At 64.8% G+C, this 20,192-nt stretch carries 16 protein-coding genes; 5 read left to right on the plus strand and 11 right to left on the minus strand.

Annotation, left to right across the window (positions count from 1 at the left end):
- Positions 1-126: 126 nt before the first annotated feature.
- Both PP1Y_RS10070 and PP1Y_RS10075 read right to left on the minus strand, forming a co-directional pair.
- Complete coding sequence (locus tag PP1Y_RS10070) at positions 127-321, minus strand: hypothetical protein (RefSeq protein ID WP_041558745.1); 195 nt, start codon at positions 319-321, stop codon at positions 127-129.
- 239 nt (positions 322-560) lie between these two features.
- The gene (locus PP1Y_RS10075) at positions 561-1,871 is read right to left on the minus strand and encodes a UDP-glucose/GDP-mannose dehydrogenase family protein (RefSeq protein WP_013832136.1); all 1,311 of its coding nucleotides are present in this window, start codon (positions 1,869-1,871) and stop codon (positions 561-563) included.
- A gap of 331 nt (positions 1,872-2,202) precedes the next feature.
- On the opposite strand from PP1Y_RS10075, the gene PP1Y_RS10080 reads away from it, so the two are divergent.
- Positions 2,203-3,531 (plus strand): glycosyltransferase, encoded by a 1,329-nt coding sequence (locus PP1Y_RS10080; RefSeq protein ID WP_041558746.1) that lies wholly within the window; start codon positions 2,203-2,205, stop codon positions 3,529-3,531.
- Here PP1Y_RS10080 and PP1Y_RS10085 read toward each other — a convergent pair.
- Positions 3,492-4,481: a glycosyltransferase family 2 protein gene (locus tag PP1Y_RS10085; protein WP_013832137.1), complete on the minus strand. Its 990-nt coding sequence runs from the start codon at positions 4,479-4,481 to the stop codon at positions 3,492-3,494. The two genes, PP1Y_RS10080 and PP1Y_RS10085, sit on opposite strands and share 40 nt — an antisense overlap.
- A gap of 151 nt (positions 4,482-4,632) precedes the next feature.
- On the opposite strand from PP1Y_RS10085, the gene PP1Y_RS10090 reads away from it, so the two are divergent.
- The 3 genes from PP1Y_RS10090 to PP1Y_RS10100 are packed head-to-tail and all read left to right on the plus strand — an operon-like array spanning position 4,633 to position 9,579.
- Positions 4,633-5,787 (plus strand): glycosyltransferase family 2 protein, encoded by a 1,155-nt coding sequence (locus tag PP1Y_RS10090; RefSeq protein WP_013832138.1) that lies wholly within the window; start codon positions 4,633-4,635, stop codon positions 5,785-5,787.
- Positions 5,784-7,802 (plus strand): glycosyltransferase, encoded by a 2,019-nt coding sequence (locus PP1Y_RS24650; RefSeq protein WP_051010010.1) that lies wholly within the window; start codon positions 5,784-5,786, stop codon positions 7,800-7,802. Before PP1Y_RS10090 ends, PP1Y_RS24650 begins: the two co-directional genes overlap by 4 nt.
- Positions 7,786-9,579, plus strand: a complete 1,794-nt coding sequence (locus PP1Y_RS10100) for an ABC transporter ATP-binding protein (RefSeq protein WP_013832140.1) — start codon at positions 7,786-7,788, stop codon at positions 9,577-9,579. Before PP1Y_RS24650 ends, PP1Y_RS10100 begins: the two co-directional genes overlap by 17 nt.
- Here PP1Y_RS10100 and galE read toward each other — a convergent pair.
- The 7 genes from galE to PP1Y_RS10135 all read right to left on the minus strand — a co-directional run bounded on the left by galE (position 9,576) and on the right by PP1Y_RS10135 (position 16,777).
- On the minus strand, positions 9,576-10,607 hold the full coding sequence (gene galE / locus PP1Y_RS10105; protein ID WP_013832141.1) for a UDP-glucose 4-epimerase GalE: 1,032 nt from the start codon (positions 10,605-10,607) through the stop codon (positions 9,576-9,578). The genes PP1Y_RS10100 and galE overlap by 4 nt on opposite strands.
- On the minus strand, positions 10,604-11,581 hold the full coding sequence (locus tag PP1Y_RS10110) for a UDP-glucuronic acid decarboxylase family protein (protein WP_007012014.1): 978 nt from the start codon (positions 11,579-11,581) through the stop codon (positions 10,604-10,606). The genes galE and PP1Y_RS10110 overlap by 4 nt, the downstream gene beginning before the upstream one ends.
- A gap of 187 nt (positions 11,582-11,768) precedes the next feature.
- Positions 11,769-12,962, minus strand: coding sequence for a glycosyltransferase family 4 protein (locus PP1Y_RS10115; RefSeq protein ID WP_013832142.1), 1,194 nt, complete (start codon positions 12,960-12,962; stop codon positions 11,769-11,771).
- Positions 12,959-13,720, minus strand: a complete 762-nt coding sequence (locus PP1Y_RS10120) for a hypothetical protein (RefSeq protein ID WP_232512604.1) — start codon at positions 13,718-13,720, stop codon at positions 12,959-12,961. The genes PP1Y_RS10115 and PP1Y_RS10120 overlap by 4 nt, the downstream gene beginning before the upstream one ends.
- A complete protein-coding gene (locus PP1Y_RS10125) occupies positions 13,717-14,853 on the minus strand; it encodes an FAD-dependent oxidoreductase (RefSeq protein ID WP_013832144.1) in 1,137 nt (378 codons plus the stop codon). The genes PP1Y_RS10120 and PP1Y_RS10125 overlap by 4 nt, the downstream gene beginning before the upstream one ends.
- Positions 14,853-15,821 carry a glycosyltransferase gene (locus PP1Y_RS10130; protein WP_041558748.1) on the minus strand — a complete coding sequence of 323 codons (969 nt, stop codon included), beginning with the start codon at positions 15,819-15,821 and terminating at the stop codon, positions 14,853-14,855. Before PP1Y_RS10130 ends, PP1Y_RS10125 begins: the two co-directional genes overlap by 1 nt.
- Positions 15,818-16,777 (minus strand): glycosyltransferase family 2 protein, encoded by a 960-nt coding sequence (locus PP1Y_RS10135; RefSeq protein ID WP_013832146.1) that lies wholly within the window; start codon positions 16,775-16,777, stop codon positions 15,818-15,820. The genes PP1Y_RS10130 and PP1Y_RS10135 overlap by 4 nt, the downstream gene beginning before the upstream one ends.
- Before the next feature lie 432 nt (positions 16,778-17,209).
- Here PP1Y_RS10135 and PP1Y_RS10140 point away from each other — a divergent pair, with 432 nt between their 5' ends.
- On the plus strand, positions 17,210-18,928 hold the full coding sequence (locus PP1Y_RS10140) for a glycosyltransferase family 39 protein (protein WP_148274937.1): 1,719 nt from the start codon (positions 17,210-17,212) through the stop codon (positions 18,926-18,928).
- Positions 18,929-18,946: 18 nt separating this feature from the next.
- Here the strand turns inward: PP1Y_RS10140 and PP1Y_RS10145 are convergent, their stop codons facing one another.
- Positions 18,947-20,155 (minus strand): hypothetical protein, encoded by a 1,209-nt coding sequence (locus PP1Y_RS10145; RefSeq protein ID WP_148274938.1) that lies wholly within the window; start codon positions 20,153-20,155, stop codon positions 18,947-18,949.
- Between the last annotated feature and the right edge of the window lie 37 nt (positions 20,156-20,192).

The following is a 20,192-nucleotide window of genomic DNA, read 5'->3' on the forward strand; positions in this document are numbered from 1 at the left end:
AGATACGTTAAAAATTGACCAGTTGAAGCAGAGGCGCGGCCAGATGTTGGCTTTCGGGGGTCTGCTCGGCAGCGAACCGCCGATTTGCCTTTTCAGCCGCAGCCGGATCGGTGCACCATGCAGATGTCAGCGACGGTTGCGCAGGGCCTTCCAGCCGGCGGCGATGCCCACGCCGAGAGTCGCAGGAACGGCAACAACAACCAGAACGGCGGCAACCCCCGCAGTCACGACTGCGGAGCCTGCGAGGTGCAGCGCTTCGCCGACGACCTGGTCGGTCGTTCTCGAAGCAGTCGACCTTGTCAGTCCGGTACCCTTGTTCATTGCGACCCTCGCATCCTGCAGTCTCGTTCAGGCTGCAATTCAGCCTTAGTCTGGAACGGACTACCTCCATCTTCTTAACACGTTCTTATCATTAGACTATGATGGTGCGGGAATTATCAAGAATTTTCGGGTTCGATCCGGCTGTTTCCGGTGAGCTGATGCACTTCGGGCACGGCACGCCTCTCAGCGCGCCATGCCCGAAGCAGCCTGTCTTGCCGGGGCTACCGCCCCTCTTGTGATCAGGCCCTGCCGATCGAATAGTAGGTGAAACCGGCGGCTTCGGCGAAGTCCGGCTTATAGATGTTGCGCAGGTCGACCAGCACCGGTGCCTTGGCAATCTGCTTGACCCGCTCGAGGTCGAGCGCACGGAATGCATCCCATTCGGTGACGATCACCACGGCGTCGGCGCCTTCGATCGCCTCATAGGAATTATCGACCATCTGCACTTCGGGCATCAGCGGCTTGGCGAGTTCCATGCCTTCCGGGTCGTAGGCAATCACGGTGACCCCGGAATCGGCGAGAGCCTGCGCAATCGCGATCGAGGGGCTGTCGCGCATGTCGTCGGTGTTGGGCTTGAAGGTCAGGCCAAGCATGGCGACGCGCTTGCCGCGGGCCGCGTCCAGTCCACCGAGCGCTTCGATGACCTTGCGGCCCATTGCCCGCTTGCGGCTGTCATTGACCTTGGCGACCGCCTCCACGATGCGCAGGGGGCTGTCGTAGTCCTCGGCGGTCTTGAGCAGCGCGAGGGTGTCCTTCGGGAAGCACGAGCCGCCGTAGCCGGGGCCGGCGTGCAGGAACTTCGAGCCGATGCGGTTGTCGAGGCCGATGCCGCGTGCGACGTCCTGGACGTTGCCGCCCACCTTCTCGCAAAGATCGGCGATCTCGTTGATGAAGGTGATCTTGGTCGCAAGGAACGCGTTGGCGGCGTACTTCGTGATCTCCGCCGAGCGCCGGCTGACGAACAGGATCGGCGATTCGTTGAGGAACAGCGGGCGGTAGACTTCCTGCATGACCTCGCGGCCGAAATCGTCCTCGGCACCGATGACGATGCGGTCGGGGCGCTTGAAGTCGCCGATGGCCGCGCCTTCGCGCAGGAATTCCGGGTTGGAGACGACGGCGACGCGGTGCTTGGTGCCGCTTTCCTTGAGGATGCGCTCGACTTCGTCGCCGGTGCCGACGGGAACGGTGGACTTGGTGACGATCACCGCGTCGTTCGACAGGCTTTCACCCACTTCGCGCGCGACGGCGTAGACGAAGGAGAGGTCGGCATGGCCGTCGCCGCGCCGCGAGGGCGTGCCGACGGCGATGAAGATCGCGCTGGCGTCCTTGATGCCTTCGGCGAGGTCAGTGGTGAAGGAGAGCCGGCCGGCCTTTACGTTGTTTTCGACCAGAGCGTCGAGACCCGGCTCGTAGATCGGCATGATGCCCGCATGGAGCCGGTCGATCTTGGACTGATCCTTGTCGATGCAGACCACGTCGTGGCCGAAATCGGCGAAGCAGGCGCCGGAAACCAGACCGACATAGCCGGATCCAACCATCGCAATCTTCATGTCAGTGCCACCATTTGCAAATTTTCGGGAGATCGGGGTGAACCCTTCGCCGTTTATCTATGCGAAGTTCGCGAGGAATTTCCACCTCTGAATTCGCAACTGCAAAAAAGAATGGACGACCTGTTGCAAAGCAACGGCGAACGCACGGGCGGCCGGCCAGGACTTGCGTTAACTTCATGACAGCCTCGCTGTTCCGTCCCGGGACAACGGGGCTGTCCGTGTTCGTCCTCCGCCTTTTGGGGGATTGCCGAAGTCAAGGTTTCGGTATTGTTAACTGTAATTTGCACCACGATATGGATGGCTCCTGCGTGGGCGTGCCTAGGATCAAGACTTGCGGCTTCTGCTGATCAATCACCGCTATTTCGTGGCAAGCGGGGCGGAGCGTTACCTGTTCAACATCGAGAGGGTTCTGCAACGCGCGGGGCACGAGACCGCTGTCTTCTCGATCGATTACGAGCAGAACCGAGGCAGTCCGTGGTCTTCCTATTTCACCAGGCCCATCGGCAGGGCGGATCAGGTCTACTTCGACGAGCATCGCACCGATCCCGGGTCGGTCGGGCGCAGTCTCGGCCGCCTGTTCTATTCGCGCGAGGTGGAGCGCGACCTTGCGCGGCTGATAGAGGACTTCCGGCCCGACGCTGCCTACCTGATCCTGTTCCTGCGCAAGCTGTCGCCTTCCGTTCTTGTTGCGCTGCACAATGCCGGGGTGCCGATCGTGGTGCGCGTGTCCGATTACGGATACCTGTGCGCCGAGCACCATTTCCTGCGTAACGGGGAGAGCTGCACCAAATGTCTCGGCGGTCGCCTGCTGCCCGGCGTCGTGCACGGCTGCGTGCACGGCAGCCGGGTGATATCGGCGCTGGATGCCGCGGCGACATGGTACCATCGCCGGCAGGGCTATTTCGATCTGATCGACCGGTTTGTAACGACCAACCCGTTCCTGACCGACTTCATGGTCCGGGGCGGCTACGATCCTGCGCGGCTGGCCTGCATACCCACTTTCGCCGATGAGGAGATCTTTGCGCCCCGCGCGGGCGATTCGGGGAAGTACCTGCTCTATGCCGGGCGCCTGGATCCGTCGAAAGGTCTGGAAACGCTGATCGAGGCGATGGCGGTCTTGAAGCGGCGTTCGGGCTCGCCGCCGCGGCTTCGCATCGTCGGCGGCGCGCAGTACGAGGATTACCACAAGGCACTGGTGCGGCATGTCGAGCGCGCCGGCCTTGCCGATTGCATCAGTTTCGAACGCCCGGTCGCGGCCGAGGAAGTGGCGGGTCTGTTTGGCAGTGCAACGGCCTCGATCATCCCCTCGGTCTGGTTCGAGAACCTGCCGAACTTCTATCTGGAAAGCATCAGCGCCGGCGTGCCGGTGATTGCTTCCAACCTGGGTTCGCTATCGGCGGCGATCACGGATGGCGAGGACGGCCTGCTGTTCGAGACCGGCAATGCAGCGGCCCTGGCCGATTGCATCGCGCGCCTGATGCAAGATCCGTCGCTGGATCGGCGCCTGCGCACTGCGGGGCCGCTCAAGGCCAAGGCGCAGTATTCTGCCGAGCGGCACCTTGAACTCCTGACCGACCTGTTTGCCGAAGTGATCGCGCAGGGCCGCAGCGCTCCATCGCCCTACAGCGGGTCGAGCCGGGCGAAGGCAGTGTTCGAATGACCCTGGTAGCCTCCAGCGGGCAGCAGACGCCCGACCACGCCTTTCGCGGCGGAAAGCGGCAGCGAAGCGATGACTACGGCGAGGAAGGCCGGGTCGTAGCGCCCGATCGACAGGGCCAGCCGGATGACTTCCTTCGTGCGGCCGAGGCGAATGGCGCGGTGGAGCAGCAGGCGGCTCAGGCGATTGCGGCCCGACCGGAACGCCTTTGCAAGCTCCGGGTGGCGCGGCAGCAGGTCCTCTGTGCACAAGTCGCGCGAGCGCAGCATCTGCAGGACATCGCTCGACATGTTGTCGGGAAGGTCGCGATAGCCGGTCAGCGGCTCGGGAACGAAGCCGAAGTGGTGATGTTCGGCGATCTCGAAATAGAGCTTCCAGTCCTCGCACCCTTGCCCGCCGCGCGCGCGCAGGGTGGTGTCGTAGCCGCCGGTCCTGTCGAACGCGGAGCGCCGGATCAGCGCGGAAGAGCCATTGCCGATGAAGTTGTGAAAGGCGAGGGGGGCCAGCACGTCACCTTCGTGACAGGGCCGGTGGCGCAGCTGCACGACCTGGGACTTGCCGTCGATCAGTGCGAACCAGGTATAGACGAGGCCCATCCGCTCCCCGCCCTGGCGGAACACGGCCAGCTGCCGTTCGATCTTGGCCGGATGCCACAGGTCGTCCGCGTCGACCGGCGCGATGAACCGGCCGGTCGAGGCCGCGATCCCGGCGTTGCGGGCAGCGGCGACACCGGCATTGGCCTGGCGCAGCAGGCGGATGCGCGGATCGCGCGCCGCAAGGCCCTGTACGATGGCGGGCGTGTCGTCCGCCGATCCGTCGTCGACGACCACGATTTCGAGTTCGCGATGGGTCTGTGCCGTGACGCTGCGCAGCGTCTCGCCGATCGTCCGGGCTGCGTTATAGGCCGGTACGATGACGGATACGGTTTCGCTGCCGGCAGGTTCCAAGCACATCTCCATTGGCTTCGAAAACCAGTCTGCCTGAACATCTTCGCGGGCGAAAGCACTGTCCGGCCCGATTTCGGAACCAGCGGACGCTTCGCGGGATTGTCTGATCGACGCGTTTCAGCATTGTCGCCGCATTGCAGCAGAAAGTCCGCCTGAGATGTCCCGCATCGCCATCGAGCACATAGACGCATCGGCCATGCCGCCTGCGCCCGTCCGCGAGACGGCTCGCACGCTCCTTGTGTTCTGGTGGCAGGACATGCCGGTGGGGCAGGTCATCGACGAGGGGCGGCCCGGCGAGCGAATCGACCTGGAACGCCACTGGCAGGCATTCACTACTTCGCCCGCCCTCGTGCGGGCGAGGGACATGGCCGCCGATCTTCGCCGCCCGACTCTCGATGCCTCGGTGGTGATCTGTACGCGCGACCGGCCCGATGTCCTGCGCGAATGTCTCGCCTCGCTGGTGCACCAGAGCTACCGGCCCGCCGAAGTGATCGTCGTCGACAATGCTTCGGTGGACGATCGCACCCGGCAAGTCGCGCAGGAAGCGGGCGTTGTCTATGTGCGGGAGGACCGGCCCGGGCTCGACATTGCCCGCAACAGCGGCGCGCGCCGGGCACGTTCCCCGGTCATCGCCTATACCGACGATGACGTGCGGCTCCATCCCCGCTGGCTGGAGCGCCTGACGCTGGCCCTTGAGGCCGGTGATGCCATGGCGGTGACCGGGCTCGTGCTTCCCGCCGAACTGGAGACGGAAGCGCAGATCCTGTTCGAGACGCATTGGAGCTTCGGACAGGGCTATCTGCCGCGCCGCTTCGATGAGAACTTTTTTGCGATGGATCGCCAGACCGGCAGCGAAGTCTGGACGATCGGGGCCGGGGCCAGCATGGCCTTTCACCGCCGCGCGTTCGAGATCGCGGGCTATTTCGACGAGCGCCTCGATGTCGGCGCGGCGGGCTGTTCGGGCGATTCCGAGTACTGGCACCGCATCCTCAGCCATGGCGGCGTGTGCGTTTACGATCCGGCCGCGGTTGCCTTTCACGTCCACAGGCGAGAGATCGCCGGGCTCGCCTCGCAGATCTACCACTACATGCGCGGCCATGCGGCGGCGCTGATGGTCCAGCACGAGCGCACCGGCAATCGCGGGAACCTGCGCCGGGCCTTTGCGATCATGCCGCGCTATTACGCCGGGCGGGTGCTGCGCCGGTTGGTGAGAGGGACGCGGCCGGACAATCGGTTCCTGCGCCAGGAGATTTCCGGCTATGTCGCCGGGCTGATCTACTACTGGCGCCACCGCAGGGCGCCGCAGCCGTGAGCGCGGTATCGGTCATCATCCCGGCCCGCGATGCAGAAGATACGCTGGCCCGGACGCTCGACAGCCTGCTTGCGCAGGAGATGCACGACTGGCACGCGGTGATCGTCAATGACGGTTCGAGCGATGCGACCGGCGCGATTGCGGGGCGTTACTGCGATCGCGACCCCCGGCTGGCGATGGTCGAGACCGGCGGGCTGGGTCTTGCCGCCGCGCGCAACGAAGGTCTGCGCCATGCTCGCGGCAATGCGCTGTTCTTCATCGATTCCGACGACTGGATCGCGCCCGATCATCTCAAGTGGCTTTCGATTGGCCTCGAGAGAGATCAGGCTGCGGATGCCAGCTTCTGCGGTTATCTGCGCGTCACGCCGGCAGGCAAGGGCTTCATGCCCCGCTTCGATCCCGCCATCGCGGTCGATCCGGTGGGCACTTTCAGCAGGCGCAATCCGCTGGCCCCGCACGCGGTCTTGCTCCGGCGCGATCCGGTGGAGCGGCTGGGCGGTTTCGATACGGCGTTCAGGACCTGCGAGGACTGGGACATGTGGCAGCGACTGGCGCTGTCCGGCTGCGCCTTCGTGCCGATCCGCGATCTCCACGCCCGCTATCGCCTGCGACCGGGTTCGCTCTCTACCGATCTCGTGCAGCTTTTCGGCGATGCGCAAAGGGTGATCGCCAGGGGTTGCTTCGATGCGGGATTATCGGCCGAGGCCGCATCCACGAGCTTTGCTTGGTTCGAGCTATGGTGCGCCGCCGTTGCCGCCGGGCAGGGTCGTGCCTGGCGCAACGACCTGCGCGACTTTCCGCAGATTGCGCTCGGACCGCAAGACGTGGCGAGCGCCGCGAGGATGATCCTCGAGGCCTTCTGCAGCGGTGCCTGCCGCACGCCGGGTGAACTGGTGCCCCACTGGCCGCAGGTCTCCGTCAGCCTTGCCCACTTGCTGCAGGGCAGAATCGCCGCGCAATCGCAGCGCTCCGTCGTCGATGCCGTCGCGCAGATGCTGGGCATTGTGCCGGGCCGTCCGACCGAACTCGTGAGCGTCGTCATTCCCGCCTACAAGGCTGACGGGTTCATCGCGGAGACCCTCCAAAGCGTGATGACGCAAAGCCACCGCGCGCTGGAGATCGTGGTCGTCGACGACGGTTCGCCCGATGCCACGGCTGCGCAGGTCCTGAAATTTGCTGCCGAAGATCCGCGCATCGCGCTGATGCAGCAGGATAATGCCGGGGTCGCCGCCGCGCGCAATCGTGGCTGGAAGTGTGCGGCTTCGGACCTGATCGCCTTCGTCGATGCCGACGACCTGTGGGCGCCGACCAAGATCGAGCGGCAGCTCGCGGCGCTCAAGGCGGCCGGGGGAAGGGCGGGGCTAGCCTATACCTGGTATGCGCGGATCGACGAGGAAGGCCGCGTCACCAGCCTCAGTCACCGACCACGGGCAGAAGGGGATGTACTCTACGCGATCATGCACGGCAATTTCGTGGGCAACGGCAGCGCCGCGCTGATGACCCGCGAGGCGCTGGAATATGCCGGCGGCTTCGACTCCTCGCTGCACGAACGCGGGGCGCAGGGGTGCGAGGACCTCGCGATCTATTTCCGCATCGCCGAGAAGTTCCGTTTCGCGCTCGTGCCCGAGCCGTTGACGGGGTATCGCGTCATGGACGGCAACATGTCCAGCGACATGTTGCGCATGTTGCGCTCCTTCGATCTGGTCGCGGCCGAAATGGCCGCACGCTACCCGCAGTACCGCAGGGAAATCCTGAAAGGGCGCAAGTTCTACCTCGAATGGAGCCTGTTGGCGGCGGCAGAGCGGGGGGATTTTCGCTCCATGGTGAAATTGTTGCCGGAATTCCTGGCGCAAGCTCCCTTCGCGGCGCTGGGCGTGCTATTGACCAGGGTGCCGCGCGCGCTGGTGCGCGGCAGGCGCCAGCGTTTCTCGGGAGGATCGCGGCGCAGGCAAGGCCATGTTCCGGTGCGGTTCGTGATAGGCTCCTGTGAGGAGGGCTATGGGCAAGGAAGCTGACACCGGGGCCGGCGGCCGGATTGCCGCTCTCAGGGACCTCAATGCACTCCTCGCCATCGCCCCGGCGGCGAAGCGGGCTGCGCCCCTGCTCGTCATCATGGGGCTGGTCGCCTCGCTGGCGGAAACGGCGGGCATCAGCCTGATCATCGTGTTTCTCTACGCCGCTTTCGGCCAGCTCGACGATTCGGGCACCGTGGCGCGCGATTTCGGGCACGTGGCGGCCTCGATCCTCGAATGGCTGGGCGGCCCTGCAGAACTTGCCACGGCGATTTTTGCCCTGATCGTCATGCGCGGCGTCATCGCCTATTTCTACAACCGCATTGCGCAGGGGCTGGGCGCGCGGATCAGTGAAAGCGCCCGCAACGCGATCCACAGCGAGTACCTGGGCGTCTCCTACGACTTCATCCGCCGCCACGAGCAGGCCGAGCTGATGGAAGTGCTGGGCACCGATAGCTGGGGCATCGCCGCGGCCTACAACGCCTTTACCCGCCTCATCATCAACATCTGCGCGGCGGCGGTCTTCGCCTTCTTCCTGTTCATGCTGTCCTGGCGGATCACCCTGATCGCCATTATCTGCGCAGGCGCCGTATCGTTCTTTCTCGAGCGGCTGTCGCGGCCGGTGACGCAGCTTGGCGCATCGGTGAAGGCAGAGCACCAGTCGATGGGCGGGCTGATGCTGATGACCCTGCAGGGCATGCGCGCGATCCGCGCCTATGGCCGCGAGAAGGCGCAGAACGCAGCTTTCGTCAAATCCTCGGCCTCGGCGCGAGAGAGCCTGGCGCGCATGGAGCGCCTGTCTGCGGCGATCCGTCCGGCTACTGAGATCGGCTATCTCGCGATCATCTGCCTGATCGTGGGCGGGGCCGGCGCGCTCAAGGTCGATTTCCACGCGACCCTGACCATCGTTGCGCTGCTCTACCGCCTTCAGCCGCACTTGCAGGAATTCGCCAGCAATTCGCTGTTCCTCGCCCAGTCGGCGCCGCAGCTGCAGTCGGTGCGGCGCATGATCGGGCCGGAGGGCAAGACCTACCCCGATCCCGGCTCGCTGCCGATGCCCGAGACATTCCAGTCCATCGCCTTTCGCGATGTCGCGTTCGGCTATGATGAGAAAGAGGCGCTCGACCACGTCAGCTTCACCGTTCCCGCCGGGCGCACTACGGCGCTGGTCGGCGCCAGCGGTTCGGGAAAGACGACGATCGTCAACCTGCTGCTGCGTCTTTACCGCCCGGAATCGGGGCAGATCCTGCTCGACGAGACGGACATTGCAGCGATCCGGCGCGAGGACTGGCTGCGCGCGATTGCCGTGGCCGGGCAGGACATCGATCTGGTCGAAGGGACGGTGCGCGACAATGTGCTGATGGCCCGCTCGGACGCGAATCGGGCTGCGCTGGCCGATGCCTACGCACTGTCGGGCCTGGCCGACATGCTTGCCGGGCTCGAATACGGCGACCGCGACTGGATCGGGCAGCAGGGCCTGAACCTCTCGGGCGGCGAGCGCCAGCGCGTCGGCCTTGCCCGCGCCATCCTGCGCGATCCGGGCATCCTCATCCTCGACGAGGCGACCAGCGCGCTCGATACGGCCCTTGAAGCGCGTGTGCGCACTTGTCTCGAGCAGCGCTTTGCCGGGCGGACCGTGCTGATCATCACCCACCGGCTCGAAACCGTGCGCAATGTCGATCACGTCGTGCGCATCGGCAACGGCCGGGTTCTGGCCGAGGGGACGCCAGCCGAAGTCTTCGGTCCCCACGCGGACGGATCTGTTGCCGCGCTGGGCTAGGCGGGCGCTTTCTCCAGGGTCCTGTCGGCGCATTTGCGATACCAGGCGACGGCGGTGCGCACGATCGTATCGATGTCCGAGTGCCGCGGAATCCAGCCCAGTTCCTCGCGCGCCTTGGCGGCATCGGCAATCAGCACCGGCGGATCGCCGGCGCGGCGCGGGCCGAGTTGCGCCGGGCGATCGACCCCGCAGATGCGCGCCACGGCTTCGGCGATTTCCAGCACGGTCGTGCCATTGCCGGTGCCCAGGTTGAAGGGGTGGAAGCCCTTGCGATCCATGATCCATTCCCCGGCTAGCACATGGGCCGCGGCCAGATCGGACACGTGGATGTAGTCACGCACCGCGCTGCCGTCGCGCGTGTCGAAATCGGTCCCGAACACGGTGAAAGGCCGGTCTGCGGCCAGTGCCCCTTCGATAGCCAGCGGGATCGCATGGGTCTCCGGATCGTGGCACTCGCCGATTTCGCCGTCGGGATCGCAGCCGGCGGCATTGAAGTAGCGCAGCGCTGCACTGTCCAGCCCGTGGGCCGAGGCGTAGTCGGACAACATGCGTTCGACCATGAACTTCGACCAGCCATAAGGATTGATCGGGGACTGCGGATGCGCTTCGTCGATCGGAACCCGGGTCGGGATGCCATAGCTTGCGCAAGTGCTCGAAAAGATGAGCTTGTCGATTCCCGCCGCGCGCATCCGGTCCAGCAGGGTGAAGCTGCCGATGCTGTTGTTGTGATAGTACAGTTCGGGCTTGCGCACCGATTCCTCGACATAGGCGAAGGCGGCAAAGTGTCCCACGAGATCGGGCTTGTACTGCGCGAATGCGGCATCGAGCGCGTCTGCATCGAGGATGTCGCCGACGACCAGCGGTCCCCAGCGCACCGCGTCGGCATGGCCGCGCGAGAGGTTGTCGTAGGTCACCACCTGCCAGCCCGCTTGGGCGAAGGCCTTGCAGCAATGCGACCCGACGTACCCGGCGCCGCCGGTGACGAGGATCGTGCCTCGGGATTTACTGTCGGATTTTCCGGGGGTCATGCCGGTATCAGTCCTGCTTCGATGAGGTCGCGGAAATACTCGATGGTTCGGGCGAGGCCGTCCTTGAGCGGCACGGAGGGTTCCCAGCCCAGCTTTTCGCGGGCCAGCGTAATGTCCGGCTGGCGCTGGCGCGGATCGTCCTGCGGTAGCGGGCGATAGTCCAGCGTCGAGGCGCTGCCGGTCAGATCGATCACGTTGCGTGCGAGCTCGAGCATCGTGAATTCGACCGGGTTGCCGAGGTTGACCGGGCCGGCGAAATCGTCGGGCGTATCCATCAGTGCGATCAACCCGTCGATCAGGTCGTCGACGAAGCAGAACGAGCGGGTCTGCCGCCCATCGCCATAGATCGTGATCGGCTCATCGCGCAGTGCCTGCAGAATGAAGTTCGATACGACGCGGCCGTCGTCGGGCTGCATGCGCGGGCCGTAGGTATTGAAGATGCGCGCCACCTTGATCGGCAACTGGTGCTGGCGGCGGTAATCGAAGAACAGCGTCTCGGCGCAGCGCTTGCCCTCGTCGTAGCATGAGCGCGGGCCGATCGGATTGACCCGGCCCCAATAGTCTTCGCGCTGGGGGTGCACCTCGGGATCGCCGTAGATCTCGGAAGTAGAGGCCTGGAGGATCCGCGCGCCGGTGCGCTTGGCGAGGCCGAGCATGTTGATCGCGCCGTGGACGCTGGTCTTGGTCGTCTGGACCGGATCGTGCTGGTAGTGGATCGGGCTTGCCGGGCAGGCGAGATTGTAGATCTCGTCCACTTCCACGTAGAGCGGGAAAGTGACGTCGTGCCGCAGGATCTCGAAGCGGTGATTGCCGAACATCTGCGCAATGTTGTCGCGCGTGCCGGTGAAGAAGTTGTCGACGCACACGACCTCATGGTCGAGCGACAGGAGCCTCTCGCACAGGAACGATCCCAGGAACCCGGCGCCGCCGGTTACGAGAACCCGCTTCCTGCGCGCCAATTGACGTTTCGCCATGTACCTCCGTCGTCGCCCGCCGGGCGCACGTCAAACTTCAACCGCTCAAGTCAAGCGCAGCAACTGTCTAACGAGCAAAGCTGCTGGGTGTTGCTCAACCCGACAAGTGGTTGTGAAATTAAGTTAAATGACGGGTCTCAGGACAAGTTACTTGGGAGTACTCCGACAGAACGAAGCCTGCGCGCGACTATCCGAGGCTGGCCGAAGTCCTGTCGCTTCGTGCCGATGCCGGCGAAATTGTCGCGTAGGCGCGCTCAAGCCGCCGTGAGAAGGCGGCGGGGCCATAGAGATCGCGGGCCCTTGTCGCGGCATTGGCGCCCAGTCGCGCTCGAAGGTCAACGTCCCGGATCAGGACACGCATTCCTTCGGAAATGGCCTGCGGATCGGGCCGGGCAAGCACTGCGCACCCGGCGTCGAGAACCTGGCTGTGGCTGAGAATGTCCGTTGCCAGGATGGCACGTCCCGAGGCCATGTAGCCATAGACCTTCATCGGCGTGTTGACGCCCTTGAGCCGAGGCGAACACAGTATGTCGGCCTGCGCGAGATAGGTTCCAAGCGCGTCGAGGTTGCGCTGGCCGAGGAAGCGCACCCGTTCGGCAACCTTCAGGCCTTCGGTCTTCGTGCGGTAGCTTGAGACCATCTCCGGCGAGCCGCCGATCACTGCCAGGTTGCAGGCTTCCTCGGGACGCAACTGGCGAAAGGCCTCGAGCAACAGGTCGATCCCCTGGTAGCGCTCCAGATTGCCGACGTAGAGCGCGAGGGGGGCAGGACTGTCGAACAGGGCGCGCAGGTCCTCGACCTCGCAACCATCCGGTGCGTCCGGCGCGAATGCGACATCGGGCAGGAGGTGGACCTTTGCCGGGGCCGTTGCTTTCGCGGCCCTGTCGGCAATCGCCTGGCAGACCGGCAGGACGAGATCGGCGCGCCGGATCGCCTGGCGCTCGAACCATTGCAGCGGCGGCAGCAGGACGCGCGCGGCAGGCCACTTCTCCGCGATCTGGTCCGGCATGAGCGAGTCCATGTCGTAGACGACCTTGAACTTGCCTGCGGCGCGGCAGGCCAGGGCGATGAACACGGCTTCCTCCACGGCATGGACGACGTCGTAGTCGCATTGCCGCACCTGTCGCAGCGCTGCTGCTGCCAGCCACGCGTCGCACAAAAGCTTCTTGGCGGAAAAGCCGATGGGCACGTTGCTGATGCCGAAACCGGGCCGGATGCGCAGGATCCGGGCGCCCGGAATTTCTATCTCGGCGCCTTCGTGGTAGGTCAGGAGGTCGACCTCATGCCCCTGCTCGCACAGGACGGTCACGGCCTGCCGCACGGCAATCGGCGTGCCGCGTTCGACGAAGAAGGGATGGGGCGCAAGGAACAGGATTTTCATCGCGCCGCCTCGCGCAAGGGCAGGCGCAGGCGGATCTGGTCACGCAGGAACCGCACGGGAGAGGCGAGCCTGCCGTAAGGCGTCAACACCGCTGCAGGATCGCGCAGGGCCTGCATCAGGGCCGTCGCCGGGCATTCGGCCGGGAGGTGGCCGTCGAGGAGGAAGCCGAAGCGTCCGATAGTCCCGCTCGACCCGGGCAGGGGGAGGGGATCGGACCCTGCGAGCACGCGCCGATCCCGGGCAAAGCGAGGCACCTTCCAGAAGCCGGGACGTCCGCCGTTATCGCCCAGCAGCAGCGCTGGATCCTCTTGCAGCAGGGAATCGACGAGGCGGCCGCGCGCGCCGAGCCACTTGCCCACGCCCCAGGGCAGGACCGGCAAGGCCTGCGCGGCATGGATCGCCGCCACGATCTCGCTCGCCGGCCTGCGCTCAAGCGGTGCGGTCGATGAAAAGCCGAGACCGAGAATTTCCAGCCCCTCTGCGCTGACGATCTGTCGCCCTGCGACGACAAGCAGGCGGCGGCTCTCGTCAAGCCAGAGCGAATTGGCTTCCCCGGTTTGCAAGAGCCGGCCGCGCAAATGTTGGAACACTGCAAAGCCTTCCCGCTCGACCAGCATGCATACGCCAGTCTGCGCCTGCGGTGCCGCCTGCGCGAAGCTGCGCGCTGCAGCTTCAAGCGCGGAAAGGGCCGTGTCTTCGTCATGAAGGTGGACGTGGGCGTCCACGGCAATGCGATGGGGCGCTTCTGGCCGAGTCATGCCGCGCGCCGCGCCTCTTGCGGCCAGAGTCGCCGCGCGGCATCCATGCTGAGCAAGGGAGCTGTCGTCAGCTTGGAGCCCAGAACCTGGCTCAGGCCTGCAGGCCCCGGCGTGGAAATCGTGTCGGCCGCGCTCAGGGTCCGTCCGGTCCCGTCGGTATCGGGAAGCAGCCCGGGCATGACCGCGCGTACGCCCGCCTCTGCAATGCCATAGCCCGGAAGCGCCCGGTCGAGCACTTCGAGGAAGGCGGCGATATCCGCGGGAGTAACGTCCGGCTCGCGCGCGCCGGGAGCGGGGCGATAGAAGGTGCCGGCAAACGTGCCGCCTTCCAGCGGGCGCAGGAAATAGCTGCGCCCCTTGCCCGGCGTTTCGGAGACGGCCAATGCCGCATCGCCCGGAAACGGTATGTCGAGGACGAGATTGAAGGCGAGCGTCGCCGTAGTGGCGGCCTTTGGCTCCTGCGGCCAGCGCGAAGACCACGACCCGGCGCAGATTGCCACGCGGGGGGTTGCGATCTCCTCCGCGCTCCCGTCGGCATGGGTGACGTTCAGGCCCACCACGCGGTTGTCGGCAACGATCAGCTCGCCCGCTTCGGTATCTTCCATCAGCGCCGCGCCGCTGGCGCCCGCATCGGCGAGGATCTTGCGCAGCAGCGTTTCCATGTCGTCTGCCACGAGGTCATGCCACAGGGCTGCGCCCGCCAGGTCTCGCCGCGGCAGGGGATAGGCCCTCGCGATTTCCTCTGACCCCAGAAGCTGAAGCCTGGGCAGGCGGCGGGACAGGCCCGTGCCGCGATAGAGGCAGCTCTCGATTGCGGATGCGGCGCGAAATGCCATCGGCGATCGCAGGGTGTGACGGTAGAGCGGCATCGCGCAGGCCAGCGGACGAACGTGCTCCGGGTAGTTGTCGAGAAACCACGCCTGGGCCTGGCGCGAGCGCTGCCAGCGCCCGACGCTCAGGCTCTGCAGGTAGCGCAGGCCGCCATGGATGATGCCGTAGCTGTTGCCCGTTGCCCCGCTGCCGACCTTGCCGCGTTCGACCACGAGAGGCCTCAGTCCGGCGCGTGCCGCGGCCAGCGCCATCGTTGCTCCCTGCATTCCGGCTCCGACAATCACGACATCGCTTTGATGCATCAAGCCTCGTCCGGGTGGGTCACGATCTTCTCTATCTTGTAGGCGCTGCGGCTGGGATTGCGAGTGAAGATGATGATTTCCGCGATCAGGCCCACGGCCGCGATCTGGATGCCGAGCACGATCATCAGCACGGTGAGCAGCAGGGCCGGGCGATCGGCCAGTTCCATGCCCGCTGTCTGGCGCTGGATCACGATATAGATGCCCATGGCCACGCCGATCGCGATGCAGCCCGCGCCCACCGATCCAAAGAAGCGGAAGGGCTTCCGCATGAAGCGGGTCAGGAAGCCCAGCGCGATGAGATCGAGAAACACGCTGAAATAGGTGATCGCCCGGTGCATGCGGATCTTCTGGTCAGAGCGCGACTGCGGCATGCAAACCTGCTCTACCTTGTAGCCCATGCCCTCGGCCAGGAGCGGCAGGAAGGGGTGCTGCTCATGGTGAACCTGAAGGTCGTCGAACACGCGGCGCCTAAAGGCGCGCACGACGCAGCCCGGATCCTTGAAGCGCGAGCCCGCCATGCGGGCGAGGGCCTCGAAGCTCCAGCCGCGCAGGCGGCTAAGCACATTGTCGGTGCTGCGGTCGCGGTAGGCGGCGACGACATCCGCGCTTTCCAGCTTGTCGAGAAGGGTCGGCAGGCTTTCAGGCGCAGTCTGCAGGTATGCGGGCAGGATAAGGATCGTCTCGCCGCGGGCGTGGCGGACCCCTTCGAGCAGGCAGGCGACCTGCCCGAAGGAGCGATTGAAGCGCACGATGTTGAGCGGGAAGCCCCGCTCGCCGATGACGGCCAGTTCCTCCGCATAGTCCTCGAAGGGGCCGTCGAGGACGTAGATGAACTCGAAAGACTTGTTCGTCTGCATCAGTACGTCGTGATAGGCCCGCCATACGGCCTCGGCCGGTTCGGTGCGGTCGATCACCGGGATGATAACGGAGATGTCGATGGTGAGATCGGGCGGGGCCATTGTGTTCATAGTCCCTCCTGCGGGGCAGGGTTAAGCGGCTTGAGCCGCGACGAAAGTTTGGCTGCGATCACGGCATACCGGCTCACGTTGGGTTCGACCGCGGCGAAAAGTCCTCCGGCCAGGCCCCAGACGACAAGGAACAATGTGAGCGAGAAGAGTACCACGGCGATGCCGCCGGCAACGACGAGGCTTTTCGGCTGGCCGAATATCACGTAGCCGAAGGCCAGGAGATCGAGCAGCAACGATAGGCCGACGACCTTCAGGTGCCAGGTCAGCGGTGCGCGGGCATAGCTGAGCAGCACGCGGATCGTGACGATATCGAGCATCACTTTCTGGATGCGCGAGAAACCGTACTTGGAAACGCCGAACTGGCGGGGGCGGTGGTTCACTTCCAGTTCTACCAGACGCGCGCCCGCCAGTTGCGAGAGGGCGGGAATGAAGCGGTGCATCTCGCCGTACATGGGAATGCCCTTGATCAGTTCGGCCCGATAGGCCTTTAGCGAGCAGCCGCTGTCACGCACGGCGATGCCCATGATGTAAGTCATGATGCGGTTGGCGATCTTGGAAATGAAGACGCGGGCGCCCCCGTCCTTGCGCTTGCGCCGCCAGCCGATGGCGATGTCGTAGCCCTTTTCGATCTGTTCGAGCAGGCGCGGAATGTCCTCGGGATCGTTCTGGAGATCGCCGTCCATCGTCACCAGCACGTCGCCCCGCGCCACTTCGACGCCTGCGGCCATGGCCGCGGTCTGGCCGTAATTGCGACGGAACTTGACGACGCGGACGCGCGGATCGCGCTCGACCAGAGCTGCGGCGCGTTCGTATGTCCGATCCTTGCTGCCGTCGTCGACCAACACCAGCTCGAAATCGAAATCCCGGCCGCTCAGTGCGCGATCGACCGCCTCATAGAGCGGATCGACGTTCTCCTCTTCGTCGTACACCGGCACGATGACGGAGATTAGAGCCATGCGTTACCCCCACCAATACTCGAAACATCGAATAACTTGCGACCCGAGTTGGTATAAGCGTACGGCTAACGAGAAATCAGCTTGTCCTGTGTTTTCAGAACCTATTTAACGATATATACCTTGGGGCATATATTAGCCATATACTGGTTGTTATATGCTTGCATCGTATGTTATTTATGCAAGTCGTAGTATTAAATTTCTACATTAAATCATGACGTGGCGATTTTTTAGAATATGTGATCGGCGTAATCATTGATGATGCGAAGTCATTCTATATCGTAGGAATTTTAGTTCTGTCAATTAATCCACAAGGCTATGTCAGCGTCTCGAAATTGCCCGATGCAGGGGTGATGCGGGCACACGACGATTGCGGGCGTAGCGGGGCCGCGCTCCTTGCCAGGTGGGTCGGTATCGCGCATCGGAGTAGCGGGCATGGCCAGTAGAACGGGCGGAATTTTCGCATGTTCGGCCTCGTTGCCGGAGAATTCGGGAGGATTGAGCGCCGTTTCGCCCACACTGCAGGCGCTCGGGCTCTTCGCCCTGGCCCTGCTGGTGCGCCTGTTGGGCAACGCCAGCCAGCCGGTTCATGTCGACGAATTCTATCACCTGCTGGCCGGACAGTCCTGGGCGGACCATGGCAGGCTCTCGATCCTCGACGGCGTCTACACACGCGCGCGCGGCTACACGATGCTGACCGGGCTGGTCTTTCTCGCCCTGGACCATTCCAGCATGTTTATCGCCCGGATACCCTCGCTGCTCTCGGGCGCCTTGCTGGTACCCGCGGTCTTTCTCTGGACGCGCCGGACCTTCAGCTTGCGGGTCGCCTGGATCGCGGGTCTGCTGCTGTGCTTTGCCGACATAGCGCTGGAGGTCTCGCAGTTCGCCCGCTTCTACGCGCTCCACGCCCTGTTCGTCTGGTTCGGCTCGGTCGCCGTCTATCGCGCCTTGGAGCCGCGCCGCAGCTTGCGAGCCGCTTTCCTCTCGCTCGGCTGGTCCGCGATCTGCTTCCTGATCGCCCTGCACCTGCAGGTGACGACGGTCATCCACGTGGCCGGGGTCGGGGTGTTCGTCGCCGGAGTACTGGCTACCCGTCCCCCGATTCGGGGGATTCTAGAAGAACGCAGATATTGGCCGTGGTTGGCAGCGGCAGCTTTGCTTCTTGTTGTCATCGGTTTCGTCGCGATGAGGAACTTCTCGATCGTCGAGCGTTTTCGCGACACGTCGTACTGGGCGCTGGAGAGCAAGGACGATGTCCTGTTCTACCTGCAAATATTCCTCGATCGCCTGCTCATCCTCTCGCTGCTCCTTCCGCTCGCCCTGTGGCTGGTCGTGGTGCGACGATGGCGCGCGGGCCTGTTCTGCCTCGCGCTGTTCATCGTTCCGTTCGTGGCGCATTCGCTCGCCGGGATGAAGAGCTTCCGCTACCTCTTCTATGCTCTCCCGTTCTTCTTCATCCTGACAGCAGTGGCCATCGATTTCCTGCTCGCAAAGCTAACTCAGGGGCTGGCATCCTTAATGGCAGGGTGGGGAGAGAGGCATGGCGGCGCCCTTGGTCCGCCGGCTCTTGCGACGATCATCGGCAGTGCGGCGTTTCTGGCCGGTGCTGCGGCCATTGTCGGCAATCGCGCCGAGGCTCACGGGCTCAAGCGTCTTGCTGTCGATGCCTACCGTGTCGCCAGGGCGCCGGCCTCGTTGTTTGCAGAACCGCCCGACAAGCCATGGACGAAAGTTTCGCCCAACTGGTCTGCCGTGATAGGTTCACCATCGTTGCTGGTCGTGGCCGACGACGTGCGCACGCTGCACTATCTGGGTCGTCCTTTCGACGTGCTGATCAATCGCAGTCGGATCACCGACATCTCCCCTGCGGTCGAGTTCGGCCGCGACTTTCGTACCGGCAGGCGGGTCATAGGGCAGGGCCGAACGCTCGCAAGGGTGGCTTCATGTTATGCCGATGGCGTGATCGTCGTGCCCGATGACCGCTGGGCCTTCGATTTCGCGGTGCCTGCAAATGTCACCAGGGCCATCGAGCGGATCGCCGCGCCGATCCAGCCGGGTGTGAAGGGCTTTCATCTCTATCGCTGGCAGCACCCGGTCCATGGTGAAGACTGCGCCGAAATCAGGGCCGAGATCGCCAGTCACTCCGCGTCCTGACCGGACCGGTCCGGCTCCCTACTCGACGAACCCGCGCGACAAGGCCTGCCGGGCCAACAGGGCCGGCGGAATCGTGCTGAGCAGGCAGCCGACCGCGCTTCCGCTGATCAGGCCGGCGAGGCCCCAACGCGCCCCGATCCAGGCACCGAGCAGGCAGGCGGCGATCGTCAGCCAGTTCATCCAGCTGAGCTTGCGGATTTCCCCGGCGGTGCCGCAGGCGACAACGGCTGCGCGTGGCAGGCCCTCGATCAGCTTGGCGGCACCGTTGCAGCAGGCCGTGAAGACCAGTAGGCGGTCCAGCTCATAGCGCCCGCCGGTGAAGATGGCGGCGACGAGAGGGGCCAGCGCGACGACAACCATGGTGGCGAGCACCATGGTCAGGCCCAGCGACCGGGTTTCCTGTGCAAGCAGTGCAAAGCGGTCTGCCCGCTGCGCAGTGGCCCGCAGTCGGGGCGTCAGTGCAAAGCTCGATCCGGATCGCAGCAGGCGAAACGGGAAGATCGCAACCGATGCGATGACGGCGAACATTGCTAGCGCCTGGAAATCGAGTACTTGCGGGATCACGAAGCGCTCGATTTGGACGAGAACCGATCCGGCTCCGGCAGTCACCATCAGCGAAAAGGCTTCGCCGCGCGGCACTTTGTCAGGCCTTTCGCCGCCGAGGCCGCAGTAGCGGATGAAGGCGTACCAGCTCAGGGCTGCCGCGAGGGCGCAGCCCGCGGCAAGGATCAGCAGGACCGGCAGGTCCGACCCCAGCGTGAGGACGAGGCCCAGTCCTCCCGCCAGAAGCAGGGCCCAGCTGGCGACATTCGTCGCCACGAGCGGAACGGCAGTCCAGTCGTGGCGGCGCAGGCCCATGCTGGCCGCCATTGCCAGCCCTCCGCCGACGATCGCCATGCCCAGCAGTACCCCGGATAGGGCCGGGAGATCATAAAACAGCACCGTGCCGATCGCGGCAATTGTGGCAATGCCGCTGCACGACAGGAAAGCGCGCAGCAGCAGGCGGGCGGCCGGATCCAGCCGGCGGCGCAGCAGCACCTGGTCCAGTCCAAGTGGGGCAAGCCAGATGAAAACGTTGTAGACCGCAATCGACAGGGAGAGCTGCCCGAACGCGGCCGGGGGCAGTGCACCCGCCAGCAGGAGGTTGCCGAAAGTGAAAGCCGCCCCGGCGAAGGCGAAGCCGAGGCTGGCAAGGAGGGACCGGGAATGCAACAGCGCATGAATCATTCCGCGCGCCCGATCATGACCGGAGCGGGGAGCGGAG

Origin of the sequence: Novosphingobium sp. PP1Y (assembly GCF_000253255.1) — a bacterium.
Lineage (GTDB): Bacteria > Pseudomonadota > Alphaproteobacteria > Sphingomonadales > Sphingomonadaceae > Novosphingobium.

What these genes read in the sequence shown, in the direction of transcription:
- PP1Y_RS10075 (WP_013832136.1), bottom strand. Translation starts at nt 1,871, where the DNA reads ATGAAGATTGCGATGGTTGGATCCGGCTATGTCGGTCTGGTTTCCGGC.
- PP1Y_RS10125 (WP_013832144.1), bottom strand. Translation starts at nt 14,853, where the DNA reads ATGCATCAAAGCGATGTCGTGATTGTCGGAGCCGGAATGCAGGGAGCA.
- PP1Y_RS10110 (WP_007012014.1), bottom strand. Translation starts at nt 11,581, where the DNA reads ATGGCGAAACGTCAATTGGCGCGCAGGAAGCGGGTTCTCGTAACCGGC.
- galE (WP_013832141.1), bottom strand. Translation starts at nt 10,607, where the DNA reads ATGACCCCCGGAAAATCCGACAGTAAATCCCGAGGCACGATCCTCGTC.
- PP1Y_RS10140 (WP_148274937.1), top strand. Translation starts at nt 17,210, where the DNA reads ATGGCCAGTAGAACGGGCGGAATTTTCGCATGTTCGGCCTCGTTGCCG.
- PP1Y_RS10100 (WP_013832140.1), top strand. Translation starts at nt 7,786, where the DNA reads ATGGGCAAGGAAGCTGACACCGGGGCCGGCGGCCGGATTGCCGCTCTC.
- PP1Y_RS10090 (WP_013832138.1), top strand. Translation starts at nt 4,633, where the DNA reads ATGTCCCGCATCGCCATCGAGCACATAGACGCATCGGCCATGCCGCCT.
- PP1Y_RS10120 (WP_232512604.1), bottom strand. Translation starts at nt 13,720, where the DNA reads ATGACTCGGCCAGAAGCGCCCCATCGCATTGCCGTGGACGCCCACGTC.
- PP1Y_RS10115 (WP_013832142.1), bottom strand. Translation starts at nt 12,962, where the DNA reads ATGAAAATCCTGTTCCTTGCGCCCCATCCCTTCTTCGTCGAACGCGGC.
- PP1Y_RS10130 (WP_041558748.1), bottom strand. Translation starts at nt 15,821, where the DNA reads ATGAACACAATGGCCCCGCCCGATCTCACCATCGACATCTCCGTTATC.
- PP1Y_RS10145 (WP_148274938.1), bottom strand. Translation starts at nt 20,155, where the DNA reads ATGATTCATGCGCTGTTGCATTCCCGGTCCCTCCTTGCCAGCCTCGGC.
- PP1Y_RS10085 (WP_013832137.1), bottom strand. Translation starts at nt 4,481, where the DNA reads ATGTGCTTGGAACCTGCCGGCAGCGAAACCGTATCCGTCATCGTACCG.
- PP1Y_RS10070 (WP_041558745.1), bottom strand. Translation starts at nt 321, where the DNA reads ATGAACAAGGGTACCGGACTGACAAGGTCGACTGCTTCGAGAACGACC.
- PP1Y_RS10135 (WP_013832146.1), bottom strand. Translation starts at nt 16,777, where the DNA reads ATGGCTCTAATCTCCGTCATCGTGCCGGTGTACGACGAAGAGGAGAAC.